The sequence below is a fragment of the Pseudomonas sp. RC4D1 genome (genome assembly GCF_018390395.1).
Taxonomy (GTDB): Bacteria; Pseudomonadota; Gammaproteobacteria; order Pseudomonadales; family Pseudomonadaceae; genus Aquipseudomonas; species Aquipseudomonas danubii.
This window is the reverse complement of the sequence record NZ_JAHBAW010000001.1, coordinates 2,733,709-2,746,848: the sequence shown is the minus strand read 5'-3', so window position 1 is coordinate 2,746,848 and position 13,140 is coordinate 2,733,709. Positions and strand designations below refer to the sequence as shown.

The following is a 13,140-nucleotide window of genomic DNA, read 5'->3' as shown; positions in this document are numbered from 1 at the left end:
ATGAGCCTGGCGCTGTTTCCTTTGAATACCGTGCTGTTCCCTGACTGCATCCTCGATCTGCAGATTTTCGAGGCGCGCTACCTGGACATGATCGGCCGCTGCATGAAGCAGGGTTGCGGCTTCGGGGTGGTGTGCATCCTGGAGGGCGAGGAGGTCGGTACAGCCGCGCCGGGCTATGCCCTGGTGGGTTGCGAAGCACTGATTACCGATTTTCACCAGCAGGACAATGGACTGCTGGGAATCAGGGTCAAGGGTGGTCGACGCTTCCGCGTGCTGGAGAGCGAAGTGCAGAAAGACCAACTGACGGTGGCCCAGGTCCAGTGGCTGGCGGAGGCTGCGGAGCAACCATTGCAGGATGAGGACGCAGACCTGATCGCGCTGCTCAAGGCTCTGGCCGAGCATCCGATGGTGGAGGCCCTGGACATGGGCAGCGAGGCCCAGGGGCAATTGTCCCTGGCCAATCAACTGGCCTACCTGTTGCCCTTTTCCGAGCAGGACAAGATCGACCTGCTGCAACTGGATGATCCGCAGCAGCGTCTCGATGCCATCCAGCAACTGCTGGATGAACTGCAGGGCGAACTCTTCGCCTGAGTCCTGAACCTCTAGCGGCAGCTACAGGTTGCCGCCTGCACGCTTAATAGGCGTATCGCAGCAGGGCGTAAGGCAGATGCCGTGTCGCCATGAACCCGCACATCAACAGCATGACTGGCAGTAGCAGCCACCAGACCTTGGCCGACATCGGCTTGAGCGATTCTTGCCATTGAATCAGGGTCAGGCTGGCGGCGCAGACACAGGTCGCGAGCATGGCGCCGGCGAGAATGTCGGTTGGCCAATGGGCCCCCAAGTAGACCCGGGACAAGGCAATGGATGCCGCCGGCAGGCAGCCCAGCAGCAGCCAGGTCAGGCGCATTCGTGGTGGTTGGCCACGGCCTGCCAATACCGCCAGGGTCAGGAACAGGGCGAAGGAGCCAGAAGAGTGCCCGCTGGGCATGCTGAAACTGGTGAGGGGCTCGGTCAGGACCTCGGGACGTACCCGCGCAAAGAACCATTTGCTGCCAGTGTTGGCCAGTGCAGTGCACATCAGGGTGGCACCGGCGAACACGGCGTGACGCCATTGGCGCAGGGCCAGAAGTAGCAGGGTCAGTACCGCGCTGATGATGAACATGGCGCGAAACTCGCCGATCTGGGTGACCATCACCATGATCTTGTCCAGGGTCGGGTTCCGGTGTTCCTGCACCAGGGCAATCAGCCCCTGGTCGAACTGCGTGAGATAGGGGTAACCGATGAACAGCCCTGCCAGGATCAACAGGCTCAGGCCGGACATCAGCAGGGTAGCCCGACGATGGCGGCGCAGGCTGCTGGCAACGCTCAAGCCGATCAGTATCGCGAGGCTGCCGGCTACGACACCGGCTTGTGGCCAGAAGCCTTCGGGCAGCGGCAGGCGAATCGCCGCACCCGTGGCCCAGCCTGGCAGCAGGTAAGCCACCGACCAGCCCGCGGCTGCCAGCAGGCTGACGGCGAAAAATCGTACAAATGGCATGTCGAACATGCCGGCAACCATTGGCAACATTGGCCGCAGCGGGCCGATGAAGCGTCCTACCAGCAGACTGGCGATACCGTAACGCTGAAAATAGGCTTCGGCACCGTTGATCCATTCCGGATGATGGCGCAGTCCCGGCAGGCGCCGGATGCTCTGGTGAAAGTGACGCCCCAGCAGGTAGGACACCACGTCCCCGAGCAAACCGCCGAACAACCCCAGAAGCAGGGTTTCTCCCAGTGACAGCGCGCCGTTGCCGGCCAGCACGGCAATCGCGAACAGCAGCACCGTTCCCGGAACGATCAGGCCGGCAATGGCCAGGCACTCCACGCAGGCCACAATAAATACAGCGGCGGCCAGCCACTGCGGGTTGGTGGTCAGCCAGGCGGTCACGCTGTCGAGCCATGGGCCCATAATTTCAACTCCATTGTCAGTGTCTGGCGGGTACGGGGTTGCGCTAATCAGTCGAGGATCAGGTAGTCGCGACCTTCGACTTGGCCACGGCGCAGCGGGTTCCGTGTGCAGTAGGGCGCATAGGCGGCATCGACGAAGCGGTACATCAGGTGTTCGTCACGACCGCGGGGGATACCCAGGCGGGTGGTCTGGATGATGTGCGGCACTGCGCTGCCGACGTCCTCGACGAAAAGGGTTTCGTGATCGAAGCGCTTTGCATCCCAGACTGGGACTTTCAAGCCCATGGCCTTGCACAGCAGGGTCTGGCCGGCGCAGAGCTTTTGCGAGGGGCGCGGGCGGCCACTGGCGTCCGGGTTGTTCAGCAGCATCTGCGCCAGGCTGGCCGGGCCGGAGACGGCGTCGACCCAGGGATAGGCGGACTTGATCAGTACCGCATTGCCGGGCCCCTGGGCGCTGAAGTTCAGCGAGTCGCCACCGCGTGCGTAATACATATAGATGTGGCCGCCATCGAGAAACAAAGCCTTACGTTTTTCTGTGTAGCCGAGGGAGGCGTGGCTGCCTTTTTCCTCGCAGTAATAGGCTTCGGTTTCGATAATGCGCGCGGATAACCACAGCTCGCCGACTTTATGGCGAATGACTTTGCCCAGCAGTTCACGGGCCAAAAGCTCGGCGTCACGGTCGAAAAAGCCGTCAGGCAAGGCTTTGGGCGGGTTCGCAGAGGTCAGGATGGACATGGTGACGAGGGTTATGGCGGAAAAAGTGACGTAATGGTAACAACTCCAGGCTTAATTCAGGCTGAACTGCGGGTATTTACACTCCATTTCGACCATCCGCCTGTGACCGCTGTCCGTGAACGGGCGCGACAGCTATAATCAGCCGCTTTCCTCTTTGCCAAGACCACACCAGACCATGACTGAGTCCGTTCTTGACTACATGACCCGTTTGGGTCGCGCTGCCCGCCAAGCTTCCCGGGTGATCGCCCGTGCCACCACTGCGCAGAAGAACCGTGCGCTGTTGGCGGCTGCCGATGCCTTGGACGCTGCGCGACCGGAGCTGACCGCAGCCAACGAGCAGGACCTGGCCAACGGCCGGGCCAATGGTCTGGAACCGGCTCTGCTGGATCGTCTGGCGCTGACTCCGGCGCGTATCGATGAAATGATCGAAGGCCTGCGTCAGGTGGCCAAGCTGCCTGACCCCATCGGTGAAATTCGCGATATGCGCTACCTGCCTTCGGGCATCCAGGTGGGCAAGATGCGCGTGCCCCTGGGCGTGATCGGCATTATTTACGAGTCCCGTCCGAACGTGACCATCGATGCTGCCAGCCTGTGTCTGAAGTCTGGCAACGCCACCATCCTGCGGGGTGGTTCCGAGGCCATTGATTCCAACCGTGCCATTGCCACCTGTATTCAGCAGGGATTGGCGGCTGCCGATTTGCCGCCTCACGTGGTGCAAGTGGTGGAAACCACCGATCGCGCCGCGGTGGGCGCGCTGATCACCATGCCCGAATTTGTCGACGTAATTGTGCCTCGTGGCGGCAAGAGCCTGATCGAGCGGGTCAGCCGTGATGCCAAGGTGCCGGTGATCAAGCACCTGGACGGCGTCTGTCATGTGTTCATCGACGTGGCGGCGGACCTGGACAAGGCGATTCGTATTGCCGATAACGCCAAGACCCAGCGCTACGCGCCGTGCAACACCATGGAAACCCTGCTGGTTCACGCCGCCATTGCCGAGCGCGTATTGCCGCCATTGGCTGCGATCTATCGCTACAAGGGTGTCGAGTTGCGTGGCTGCGAGCAAACCCGAGGAATTCTTGGCGCCGATGTGCTGCAAGCGACCGAAGAAGACTGGCGTACCGAGTACACCGCGCCGATCCTCTCGATCCGGGTGCTGGACAACCTGGAACAGGCCATCGAGCACATCAACACCTACGGCTCGCACCATACTGACTCCATCGTCACTGAGAACTTCAGTGACGCTCGGCGCTTCCTCAATGAAGTGGACTCCAGTTCGGTCATGGTCAATGCCTCTACGCGCTTTGCCGACGGTTTCGAATATGGCCTGGGCGCTGAGATCGGCATTTCCACCGACAAGCTGCACGCCCGTGGCCCGGTGGGCCTGGAAGGCTTGACCAGCGAGAAGTATGTGGTTTTCGGCGACGGTCACGTGCGCACTTGATGGGCAAACGAATCGGTCTGCTGGGCGGCACCTTCGATCCAGTGCATATCGGCCACTTGCGTGGTGCGCTGGAGGTGGCTGAATCCATGCAACTCGATGAGCTGCGCCTGACACCCAGTGCCAGGCCGCCGCATCGGGATACACCGCAGGTGTCTGCGCTCGATCGTCTGGCGATGGTCGAATATGCGGTGGCGGGCGTTTCACCCCTGGTGGTGGACGACCGTGAGCTGAAACGGGACAAGCCGTCCTACACCATCGACACCCTGGAGCAGATGCGGGCCGAGTTGGCCGCGGATGACCAGTTGTTTCTGTTACTGGGCTGGGACGCGTTTTGCGGCCTGCCCACCTGGCATCGTTGGGAAGAATTACTCCAGCATTGCCACATCCTGGTGCTGCAACGCCCGGATGCCGACAGCGAGCCACCGGATGCCTTGCGCAACCTGTTGGCGGCGCGCTCGGTGAGCGACCCACTGGCCCTGCAAGGGCCGGGGGGACACATTGCATTCGTCTGGCAGACGCCGCTTGCGGTGTCCGCCACCCAGATCCGTCAACTGCTGGCCAGCGGTAAGTCGGTACGTTTCCTGGTGCCTGACGCGGTCCTGGCCTATATCGATGCTCACGGACTTTACCGTGCGCCGAACTGAAGGAACGCTGCCGGCCTGTGCTGAGCGGCGCTCCAAACATACGAGCTGAACGAGTTTTATATGACTAACCAAGTAATGAAAGGCGAAGATCTGGTCAAGGTGGCTGTTGCCGCGCTGGAAGACGTCAAGGCCCAGGATGTCCTGGTGATCGATGTTCGCGACAAGCAAAGCATCACTGACTACATGATCATCGCCACCGGTACCTCCAATCGCCAGATCGGCGCGATGCTGGAAAAGGTCCGCGAAATGGTCAAGGCCCAGGGCGTGCGTCCGCTGGGTGAAGAAGGCAAGGGCGACAGCGACTGGGTGCTGCTGGACCTGGACGATGTGATCGTGCACATGATGACTGCCTCGGCTCGTCAGTTCTATGACCTTGAGCGTCTGTGGCAGGGCGCCGAGCAGAGCCGCGCGGCCGATGGCAAGCACCACAGCCCGGAGCATGGCCACGAGCACTTCACCAAGCTCAACAAAGACCAGCAATAAGGGACAGCTGTGCGCCTGCGTCTGATCGCTGTTGGTTCACGCATGCCCAAGTGGGTGGAAGAGGGTTGGCACGAGTATGCCAAGCGTCTGCCCTCCGAGCTGGCGCTGGAACTGGTGGAAATTCCGCTCAATACCCGGGGCAAGAACGCCGACGTGGCTCGCTTTATCCGTCAGGAAGGCGAAGCCATGCTGGCCAAGGTCGGGCATAACGAGCGCATCGTCACCCTCGAGGTGCACGGAAAACCCTGGAGCACCGAGCAGTTGGCGGTGGAACTGGATCGTTGGCGTCTCGATTCGCGCACCGTGAATTTCATGGTCGGCGGCCCGGAAGGGCTGGCGCCGGAAGTCTGTGCGCGAGCGGATCAGCGCTGGTCGCTGTCGCCGCTGACCTTGCCGCACCCGCTGGTGCGGATTCTCATCGGTGAACAGCTGTATCGCGCCTGGACCGTGTTGTCCGGGCACCCTTACCACAAGTAGCCCGCGCCCCTAATGTCCCAGCCGATCCGCATCAAGGACCACGAAAAAGACGCCCGTCTGGTGCGTAGCCGGGTCGTGTTCGGCGCCATTATGGTGGTCTGCCTGATTGGCGTGCTGATTGCCCGGCTGTATTACCTGCAGGTGATTCAGTACGACTATCACTCCACGCTGTCGGAGAACAATCGGGTGCATGTGCAGCCGATTCCTCCGACTCGCGGACTGATTTTCGACCGCAATGGCGTGGTAGTTGCTGATAACCGGCCCAGTTTCAGCCTGAGCATGACCCGCGAACGTTCCGGCAACTGGCAGCAGGTCCTCGATGTGATTGTCGAGGTGCTGGAACTGACCCCGGAAGACCGGGTGCTGTTCGAAAAGCGCATGAAACAGGGGCGGCGCCCTTTCGAACCGGTGCCGATCCTGTTCGAGTTGACGGAAGAGCAGATAGCCCGCATTGCGGTGAACCAGTTCCGTCTGCCCGGGGTGGAAGTGGTTGCGCAACTGGTCCGGCACTACCCGCAGGGCGCGCACTTTGCGCACTCCGTGGGCTATATGGGACGGATCAACGAGAAAGAGCTGAAGTCCCTGGACCCGGTGAACTACAGCGGCACCCACCATATCGGCAAGACTGGCATCGAACGCTTCTACGAGCCGGAATTGCATGGCCAGGTGGGTTACGAGGAAGTTGAAACCAACGCCCGTGGCCGAGTGCTGCGGGTGCTCAAGCGCACCGATCCGATTCCCGGCAAGGACATTGTCCTGAGCCTGGATATCAAGTTGCAGGAGGCCGCGGAGCTGGCTCTGGGCGGCCGCCGCGGTGCGGTGGTGGCGCTGGACCCGAGCACCGGTGAAGTTCTGGCGATGGTCAGCCAGCCAAGTTTCGATCCGAACCTGTTCGTCACCGGTATCAGCTTCAAGGCTTATGCCGAATTGCGTGATTCCATTGATCGGCCGCTGTTCAACCGGGTGCTGCGCGGTCTGTATCCACCGGGTTCGACCATCAAGCCGGCGGTGGCGATTGCCGGGCTGGATGCCGGGGTGGTGACGGCCTCGTCCCGCGTCTACGACCCGGGCTACTACCAACTGCCCAACTACGATCACAAGTACCGCAACTGGAACCGAAGCGGTGACGGTTATGTCGACCTGGACACCGCGATCATGCGGTCCAACGACACCTATTTCTATGACCTGGCCCACAAGCTGGGGATCGATCGGCTCTCGGCCTACATGACCAAGTTCGGCATCGGCCAGAAGGTCTCCCTGGACATGTTCGAGGAATCCCCCGGGCTGATGCCGACCCGCGAGTGGAAGCGCGCCACCCGGCGTCAGGCCTGGTTCCCGGGAGAAACCCTGATTCTCGGGATCGGCCAGGGCTACATGCAGTCGACGCCGTTGCAACTGGCCCAGGCGACCGCTCTGGTTGCCAGCAAGGGCAAGTGGAACCGACCACACCTGGCCAAGAGCATCGAAGGCGAGAAGCCGGTGGATCACAACCCGATGCCGGACATCGTCCTGCGCGACCCGTCGGATTGGATGAGGGTCAATCACGGCATGCAGCAGGTGATGCACGGCGCCCGCGGCACTGCGCGCAAGGCTGCGGTTGGTTCGCAGTACCGGATTGCCGGCAAGAGTGGTACCGCCCAGGTGGTGGCGATCAAGCAGGGCGAGAAATACGACCGCTCCAAGGTTCAGGAGCGCCATCGCGACCACGCCCTGTTTGTCGGCTTCGCTCCGGCGGAAAACCCCAAGATCGTGGTTTCGGTCATGGTCGAGAACGGCGAGTCGGGCTCCGGCGTCGCGGCTCCCGTGGTGCGCCAGGTGATGGATGCCTGGCTTCTCGGCCAGGACGGCCAGCTCAAGCCTGAGTTCGCCAGCCCTATCAGCGCGGAGGCTACGGCCCGTGAAGAGTAATTTTGACCGCATCCTCTCCAGTGAGGATGTGATGCGCCGTCGTGCGACGCTGTTGCAGCGCCTGCATATCGATGGTCCCTTGCTGGTGTTGCTGTTGACGCTGGCCGCCGGCAGCCTGTTCGTGCTGTATTCCGCCAGTGGCAAGAGTTGGGATCTGCTGGCCAAGCAGGCCACGTCCTTCGGTATCGGCTTGGTGTCGATGATTGTCATCGCCCAGTTCGAGCCACGTTTCATGGCGCGCTGGGTGCCTCTGGGCTATGTGTTCGGCGTGGTGTTGCTGGTGGTGGTGGACGTCATGGGTCACAACGCCATGGGCGCGACCCGCTGGATCAACATTCCCGGGGTGATTCGCTTCCAGCCGTCGGAGTTCATGAAGATCATCATGCCGGCGACCATCGCCTGGTACCTGTCCAAGCGCACCTTGCCGCCCCATCTCAAGCATGTGGGGATCAGCCTGATACTGATCGGCATTCCGTTCATCCTGATCGTGCGTCAGCCGGACCTGGGCACCGCCCTGCTGATCCTGGCCGGTGGCGCCTTCGTGCTGTTCATGGGTGGCCTGCGCTGGCGCTGGATTCTGAGTGTGCTGGCGGCCGCGGTGCCGGTGGCCATCGCCATGTGGTTCTTCATCATGCATGACTACCAGAAACAGCGAATCCTGACTTTTCTCGACCCCGAGAGCGACCCCCTGGGCACGGGCTGGAACATTATCCAGTCCAAGGCGGCCATCGGTTCCGGCGGGGTTTTCGGCAAGGGTTGGCTGTTGGGTACGCAGTCGCACCTGGACTTTTTGCCGGAGAGCCACACCGACTTCATTATTGCGGTCATGGGCGAGGAGTTCGGCCTGGTGGGCATTTGTGCGCTGCTGCTGATCTACCTGCTGTTGATCGGGCGCGGGTTGGTGATCACCGCTCAGGCGCAGACGCTGTTCGGCAAGTTGCTCGCAGGCAGCCTGACCATGACGTTTTTTGTTTACGTTTTCGTCAACATCGGTATGGTCAGTGGCTTGTTGCCGGTAGTGGGGGTTCCGTTGCCGTTCATTAGCTACGGAGGAACTTCGCTGGTGACGCTACTGTCAGCGTTTGGGGTTTTGATGTCGATCCATACCCATCGCAAGTGGATCGCGCAGGTTTGATTAAGGTGAAGAAATCAATGCAAGTAATGCGTGGCTGGGCTGCTCGGCATGCGCCGTGGGTCGGCCTGGTAAGCATCCTTGGTGCAGCGCAACCCGCGTTCGCCGGTGATTACGAAGGTTCGCCGCAAGTGGCCGAATTCGTTGGCGAAATGACCCGGGACTATGGTTTTGCCGGGGAACAGCTGATGGGGGTGTTCCGCGAGGCCGAGCGCAAGCAATCGATTCTTGACGCCATTTCCCGGCCTGCCGAGCGGGTCAAGCAGTGGAAAGAATACCGGCCGATGTTCATCACCGACGCGCGCATTGCCCGCGGTGTGGATTTCTGGCGTCAGCATGAGGCGGTTCTGGCTCGCGCCGAGCAGGAATATGGCGTACCGGCCCAGGTCATAGTGTCGATTATCGGTGTTGAGACCTTTTTTGGGCGTAATACCGGCAATTACCGGGTGATCGATGCGTTATCTACCCTGGGCTTCGATTATCCGCCCCGTGCCGAATTCTTCCGTAAGGAACTGCGCGAGTTCCTGCTGCTGGTCCGTGAAGAGCAACTTGATCCCTTGAGCCTCAAGGGCTCCTACGCGGGAGCCATGGGGCTGCCGCAGTTCATGCCGAGCAGTTTTCGCGCCTATGCGGTGGACTTCGACGGTGATGGCCACATCAATATCTGGACCAACCCGGACGATGCCATCGGCAGCGTTGCCAGCTACTTCAAGCGTCATGGCTGGGTGGCCGGCGAGCCGGTGGTGAGTCGCGCCGACGTGCGTGGCGATCGCGTGGACGAAGGCTTGACCACAGGGATAGAGCCGACCAAGACGGTCGGGGAGTTGCGGGCCCTGGGCTGGTCGAGTCATGATGCGCTGCGCGATGATCTGCCGGTCACCGCTTTCCGTCTGGAAGGTGACAGTGGCCCGGAATACTGGATGGGCCTGAAGAACTTTTACGCGATCACTCGCTATAACCGCAGCGTGATGTATGCCATGGCCGTACATCAGTTGTCTGAACAACTGGTCCAAGCACGGGGCGTCAAGTAATGCTGGCAATGCCAATCCGCAAACCCCTGAAGCTGGTGGCTTTTGCCGCGTTGTCCTTGTTGTTGGTCAGTTGCTCGACGAGCCGCTCGCCGCAGCAGAAGTCCACGAGTGGCGTGCGCTCCATGCCGGGCCTGGACGTCAACCGTGCGCACAAGGATGGCGCGCCCTGGTGGGACGTCGACGTCTCGCGCATTCCCGATGCGACCCCGACCCTGCACACCGGCCCGTACAAGGCCAACCCCTATACGGTACTGGGCAAAACCTATTTCCCCATCCAGGAGTCCAAGAACTACGTGGCCTCCGGTACGGCGTCCTGGTACGGCACCAAGTTCCATGGTCAGAACACCGCCAATGGCGAGGTCTATGACCTGTACGGTATGAGTGCCGCACACAAGACCCTGCCCTTGCCCAGTTACGTGAAGGTCACCAACCTGGACAACAATCGCAGCGTGATCCTGCGGGTCAACGATCGTGGTCCGTTCTACTCTGACCGCATCATCGACCTGTCCTACGCGGCTGCAAAGAAGCTCGGTTATGCCGAGACCGGCACCGCTCGGGTCAAGGTCGAAGGCATCGATCCGCAGCAGTGGTGGGCCCAGCGTGGCCGTCCGGCGCCGTTGATGCTCAATGAGCCGCAAGTGGCGCAAAATAGCGCGCCGGTGATCACGGCTTCGGCCGGTACTGTCGAGCAATGGACGCCGCCGCCCCAGCAACACGCTGCCGCAGTGGTTCCCGTACAAGTTAAAAACACTCCTGCAGCCGCCTCAGGCCAGTATCTGCAGGTGGGGGCCTTCGCCAACCCGGACGCTGCGGAGCTGTTGAGGTCTAAATTGAGCAGCATGGTGAGCGCCCCGGTGTTCATCAGCTCGATCGTACGTAATCAGCAGACGCTGCATCGGGTACGCCTGGGGCCATTCGGCACGCCGGGTGAGGCTCAGCAAGCGCAGAACAGTGTGCGCTTGGCTAACCTTGGCCAGCCCAGCGTGGTCACTGCCGAGTAAGAAGATTGAAGGTCCGCTTGCGGTATTGGGGGGCGGACCCTGGTTGTTGGCTCGTCGAACAACAAAAGCCCGGCAAGGGTCAGTGAGTGAACAACTGAACACGCGACAGCCCTTTAGAAGGCTGTCTGAAATAGTTTTGCCCTCGGGCAAGTTTCCATTAGCAACTTCGAGAGACGGATGAACATCACCACCTTTGCCAAACGCCTGTGCCTGCTTGTCCCGCTGATCATCACGCCCGCCGCCTGGGCGGTCGAAGCGATGCCGTCGCCACCGCAACTGGCCGCCAAATCCTATGTGCTCATGGACGCCAGCAGCGGTAACGTGCTGGTGGAGAACAATGGTGACCAGCGCCTGCCACCGGCCAGTCTGACCAAGCTGATGACTGCCTACATCGCGACCCTGGAAATCCGTCGCGGCCAGATCGGCGAGAACGATCCGGTAACCGTCAGCGAGAACGCCTGGCGTACCGGCGGGTCGCGGATGTTCATCAAGGTGGGTTCGCAAGTCACCGTCAGCGACTTGCTGCACGGCATCATCATTCAGTCGGGCAACGACGCCAGCGTTGCGGTTTCCGAGCACATTGCCGGCAGCGAAGACGCTTTTGCCGACATGATGAACAAGACGGCTGCCGATCTGGGCATGAGCAACAGCCACTTCATGAACCCGACCGGTCTGCCGAACCCTGAGCACTACTCGTCGGCCCACGATATGGCGGTGCTGGCTCGCGCGATCATCCATGAAGACCCTGCCCACTATGCGATCTACTCGCAGAAGGAGTTCTTCTGGAACGGCATCAAGCAACCTAACCGTAACCTGCTGCTGTGGCGCGACAAGACCGTCGATGGTCTGAAAACCGGCCACACCGATGAAGCCGGCTACTGCATGGTGTCTTCGGCAGTACGTGATGGCATGCGTCTGATCGCCGTGGTGTTCGGCACCAACAGCGAGCAGGCCCGCGCCGCCGAAACCCAGAAGCTGCTGACCTACGGTTTCCGCTTCTTCGAAACCCAGACCTTCTACCAGAAAGGCACCGAGCTGGCTCAGGCGCCGGTGTGGAAGGGCACCACTCATCAGGTCAAGGCCGGTCTGGCTGAAGATCTGACCATGACCATGCCTAAAGGCCAGTTGAAAAAGCTCGCCGCCAGCATGACCATGAACCCGCAACTGGTTGCGCCGATCGCCAAGGGCGACGTGATTGGTAAAGTCGAAGTGAAACTGGACGACAAGGTGGTGCACAGCGCCGACCTGATCGCCCTGGAAGCGGTCGACGAAGGTGGTATCTTCCGCCGCATGTGGGATAGCATCCGTCTATTCTTCTACGGCTTGTTCAACTGATATTGTCGACCTGCATGGCCCTCGCTCCGAAGTGGAGCGGGGGCCATGTCCGTCGTCCGGCTTACGAGGCCGTTACTGCCATGACAGACACTGACGTTAAGTCGCACAAGATTGAATTCCCCGTCGATGACTACCCGATCAAGGTGATCGGTGACACGGTTGTCGGCTTCAAGGACACCGTGATCGAGATCCTCGCCAAGTACGCCAAGCTGGACATCAAGTCCCTGGCCGAGCGTCAGAGCAGCAACGGCAAGTACACCACGGTACAACTGCACATCACCGCCACCGGTGAAGACCAACTGCGTGATATCAATAGTGCCCTGCGTGCTACCGGTGTCGTCCACATGGTGCTGTGATGCCACAGACGCTGGGCTTTCGTGAGCTTGGCCTGATGGCTTACGAGCCGGTCTGGCAGGCCATGCAGCGCTTTACCAATGAACGTGGCACCAGCGCCCCAGACGAAATCTGGCTGGTGCAGCATCCGCCGGTGTTTACCCAGGGCCAGGCGGGCAAGGCCGAGCATCTGCTGCTGCCGGGAGATATACCGGTGGTGCAGGCCGATCGCGGCGGACAGGTGACTTATCACGGTCCCGGCCAGTTGGTGGCTTACTTGCTGCTGGATGTACGCAGGCTGGGATTCGGCGTGCGTGACCTGGTCAGTCGCATGGAGCAATGCCTGGTGGAGTTGTTGGCCAGCTACGGCGTGCCGGCGGCGGCCAAGCCCGATGCACCGGGTGTCTACGTCGAAGGGGCGAAAATCGCCTCCCTGGGCCTGCGTATCCGCCATGGATGTTCCTTTCATGGCCTGGCCTTGAACGTGGACATGGATTTGCAGCCGTTTCGACGGATTAACCCCTGTGGTTATGCCGGGTTGGCGATGACCCAGCTGAGCGACCATGCAGGGCCGATTGAATTTGCCGAGGTAAGTGCCCGGCTGCGTGCGCAGCTCGTCAAACACCTCGACTATGCTGAGCAGACGACCCTAACGGGCGGAATCGACTGA

At 61.1% G+C, this 13,140-nt stretch carries 14 protein-coding genes; 12 read left to right on the top strand and 2 right to left on the bottom strand.

The window, feature by feature from the left end; genetic code table 11:
- Complete coding sequence (locus KHO49_RS12670; RefSeq protein ID WP_102865341.1) at positions 1 to 591, top strand: LON peptidase substrate-binding domain-containing protein; 591 nt, start codon at positions 1 to 3, stop codon at positions 589 to 591.
- Between the two features lie 43 nt (positions 592 to 634).
- On the opposite strand, the gene KHO49_RS12665 is transcribed toward KHO49_RS12670, so the two are convergent.
- Both KHO49_RS12665 and KHO49_RS12660 read right to left on the bottom strand, forming a co-directional pair.
- On the bottom strand, positions 635 to 1,951 hold the full coding sequence (locus KHO49_RS12665; RefSeq protein WP_213665085.1) for a bifunctional DedA family/phosphatase PAP2 family protein: 1,317 nt from the start codon (positions 1,949 to 1,951) through the stop codon (positions 635 to 637).
- Between the two features lie 47 nt (positions 1,952 to 1,998).
- A complete protein-coding gene (locus KHO49_RS12660; protein WP_110652038.1) occupies positions 1,999 to 2,685 on the bottom strand; it encodes a DNA-3-methyladenine glycosylase in 687 nt (228 codons plus the stop codon).
- Positions 2,686 to 2,860: 175 nt separating this feature from the next.
- Between KHO49_RS12660 and KHO49_RS12655 the strand changes: the two genes are divergently transcribed.
- The 11 genes from KHO49_RS12655 (at position 2,861) to lipB (ending at position 13,140) form a co-directional block, all read left to right on the top strand.
- Positions 2,861 to 4,126 (top strand): glutamate-5-semialdehyde dehydrogenase, encoded by a 1,266-nt coding sequence (locus tag KHO49_RS12655; RefSeq protein WP_213665084.1) that lies wholly within the window; start codon positions 2,861 to 2,863, stop codon positions 4,124 to 4,126.
- Positions 4,126 to 4,770 (top strand): nicotinate-nucleotide adenylyltransferase, encoded by a 645-nt coding sequence (gene nadD, locus KHO49_RS12650; protein WP_102865345.1) that lies wholly within the window; start codon positions 4,126 to 4,128, stop codon positions 4,768 to 4,770. Before KHO49_RS12655 ends, nadD begins: the two co-directional genes overlap by 1 nt.
- A gap of 60 nt (positions 4,771 to 4,830) precedes the next feature.
- Positions 4,831 to 5,253: a ribosome silencing factor gene (gene rsfS, locus KHO49_RS12645; protein WP_015637171.1), complete on the top strand. Its 423-nt coding sequence runs from the start codon at positions 4,831 to 4,833 to the stop codon at positions 5,251 to 5,253.
- Between the two features lie 9 nt (positions 5,254 to 5,262).
- Positions 5,263 to 5,730 carry a 23S rRNA (pseudouridine(1915)-N(3))-methyltransferase RlmH gene (gene rlmH / locus KHO49_RS12640; protein WP_011063671.1) on the top strand — a complete coding sequence of 156 codons (468 nt, stop codon included), beginning with the start codon at positions 5,263 to 5,265 and terminating at the stop codon, positions 5,728 to 5,730.
- Positions 5,731 to 5,742: 12 nt separating this feature from the next.
- Positions 5,743 to 7,638: a penicillin-binding protein 2 gene (mrdA, locus tag KHO49_RS12635; protein ID WP_102865346.1), complete on the top strand. Its 1,896-nt coding sequence runs from the start codon at positions 5,743 to 5,745 to the stop codon at positions 7,636 to 7,638.
- A gap of 31 nt (positions 7,639 to 7,669) precedes the next feature.
- Positions 7,670 to 8,773: a rod shape-determining protein RodA gene (gene rodA / locus KHO49_RS12630; RefSeq protein WP_102865347.1), complete on the top strand. Its 1,104-nt coding sequence runs from the start codon at positions 7,670 to 7,672 to the stop codon at positions 8,771 to 8,773.
- 17 nt (positions 8,774 to 8,790) lie between these two features.
- A complete protein-coding gene (gene mltB / locus KHO49_RS12625) occupies positions 8,791 to 9,801 on the top strand; it encodes a lytic murein transglycosylase B (protein WP_102865348.1) in 1,011 nt (336 codons plus the stop codon).
- Positions 9,801 to 10,802, top strand: a complete 1,002-nt coding sequence (locus tag KHO49_RS12620) for a septal ring lytic transglycosylase RlpA family protein (protein ID WP_102882333.1) — start codon at positions 9,801 to 9,803, stop codon at positions 10,800 to 10,802. Before mltB ends, KHO49_RS12620 begins: the two co-directional genes overlap by 1 nt.
- Positions 10,803 to 10,979: 177 nt before the next feature.
- Positions 10,980 to 12,137 carry a D-alanyl-D-alanine carboxypeptidase family protein gene (locus KHO49_RS12615; RefSeq protein WP_110596247.1) on the top strand — a complete coding sequence of 386 codons (1,158 nt, stop codon included), beginning with the start codon at positions 10,980 to 10,982 and terminating at the stop codon, positions 12,135 to 12,137.
- Positions 12,138 to 12,217: 80 nt separating this feature from the next.
- Positions 12,218 to 12,493, top strand: a complete 276-nt coding sequence (locus KHO49_RS12610) for a DUF493 domain-containing protein (protein WP_011063665.1) — start codon at positions 12,218 to 12,220, stop codon at positions 12,491 to 12,493.
- The gene (lipB, locus tag KHO49_RS12605) at positions 12,493 to 13,140 is read left to right on the top strand and encodes a lipoyl(octanoyl) transferase LipB (RefSeq protein WP_102865351.1); all 648 of its coding nucleotides are present in this window, start codon (positions 12,493 to 12,495) and stop codon (positions 13,138 to 13,140) included. Before KHO49_RS12610 ends, lipB begins: the two co-directional genes overlap by 1 nt.

Excerpts from the sequence above, each read along its gene's own strand:
- KHO49_RS12665 (WP_213665085.1), bottom strand. The coding sequence starts at position 1,951 with ATGGGCCCATGGCTCGACAGCGTGACCGCCTGGCTGACCACCAACCCG.
- mltB (WP_102865348.1), top strand. The coding sequence starts at position 8,791 with ATGCAAGTAATGCGTGGCTGGGCTGCTCGGCATGCGCCGTGGGTCGGC.
- lipB (WP_102865351.1), top strand. The coding sequence starts at position 12,493 with ATGCCACAGACGCTGGGCTTTCGTGAGCTTGGCCTGATGGCTTACGAG.
- mrdA (WP_102865346.1), top strand. The coding sequence starts at position 5,743 with ATGTCCCAGCCGATCCGCATCAAGGACCACGAAAAAGACGCCCGTCTG.
- KHO49_RS12660 (WP_110652038.1), bottom strand. The coding sequence starts at position 2,685 with ATGTCCATCCTGACCTCTGCGAACCCGCCCAAAGCCTTGCCTGACGGC.
- rsfS (WP_015637171.1), top strand. The coding sequence starts at position 4,831 with ATGACTAACCAAGTAATGAAAGGCGAAGATCTGGTCAAGGTGGCTGTT.
- KHO49_RS12610 (WP_011063665.1), top strand. The coding sequence starts at position 12,218 with ATGACAGACACTGACGTTAAGTCGCACAAGATTGAATTCCCCGTCGAT.
- rodA (WP_102865347.1), top strand. The coding sequence starts at position 7,670 with ATGCGCCGTCGTGCGACGCTGTTGCAGCGCCTGCATATCGATGGTCCC.
- nadD (WP_102865345.1), top strand. The coding sequence starts at position 4,126 with ATGGGCAAACGAATCGGTCTGCTGGGCGGCACCTTCGATCCAGTGCAT.
- KHO49_RS12670 (WP_102865341.1), top strand. The coding sequence starts at position 1 with ATGAGCCTGGCGCTGTTTCCTTTGAATACCGTGCTGTTCCCTGACTGC.
- KHO49_RS12615 (WP_110596247.1), top strand. The coding sequence starts at position 10,980 with ATGAACATCACCACCTTTGCCAAACGCCTGTGCCTGCTTGTCCCGCTG.
- KHO49_RS12620 (WP_102882333.1), top strand. The coding sequence starts at position 9,801 with ATGCTGGCAATGCCAATCCGCAAACCCCTGAAGCTGGTGGCTTTTGCC.
- KHO49_RS12655 (WP_213665084.1), top strand. The coding sequence starts at position 2,861 with ATGACTGAGTCCGTTCTTGACTACATGACCCGTTTGGGTCGCGCTGCC.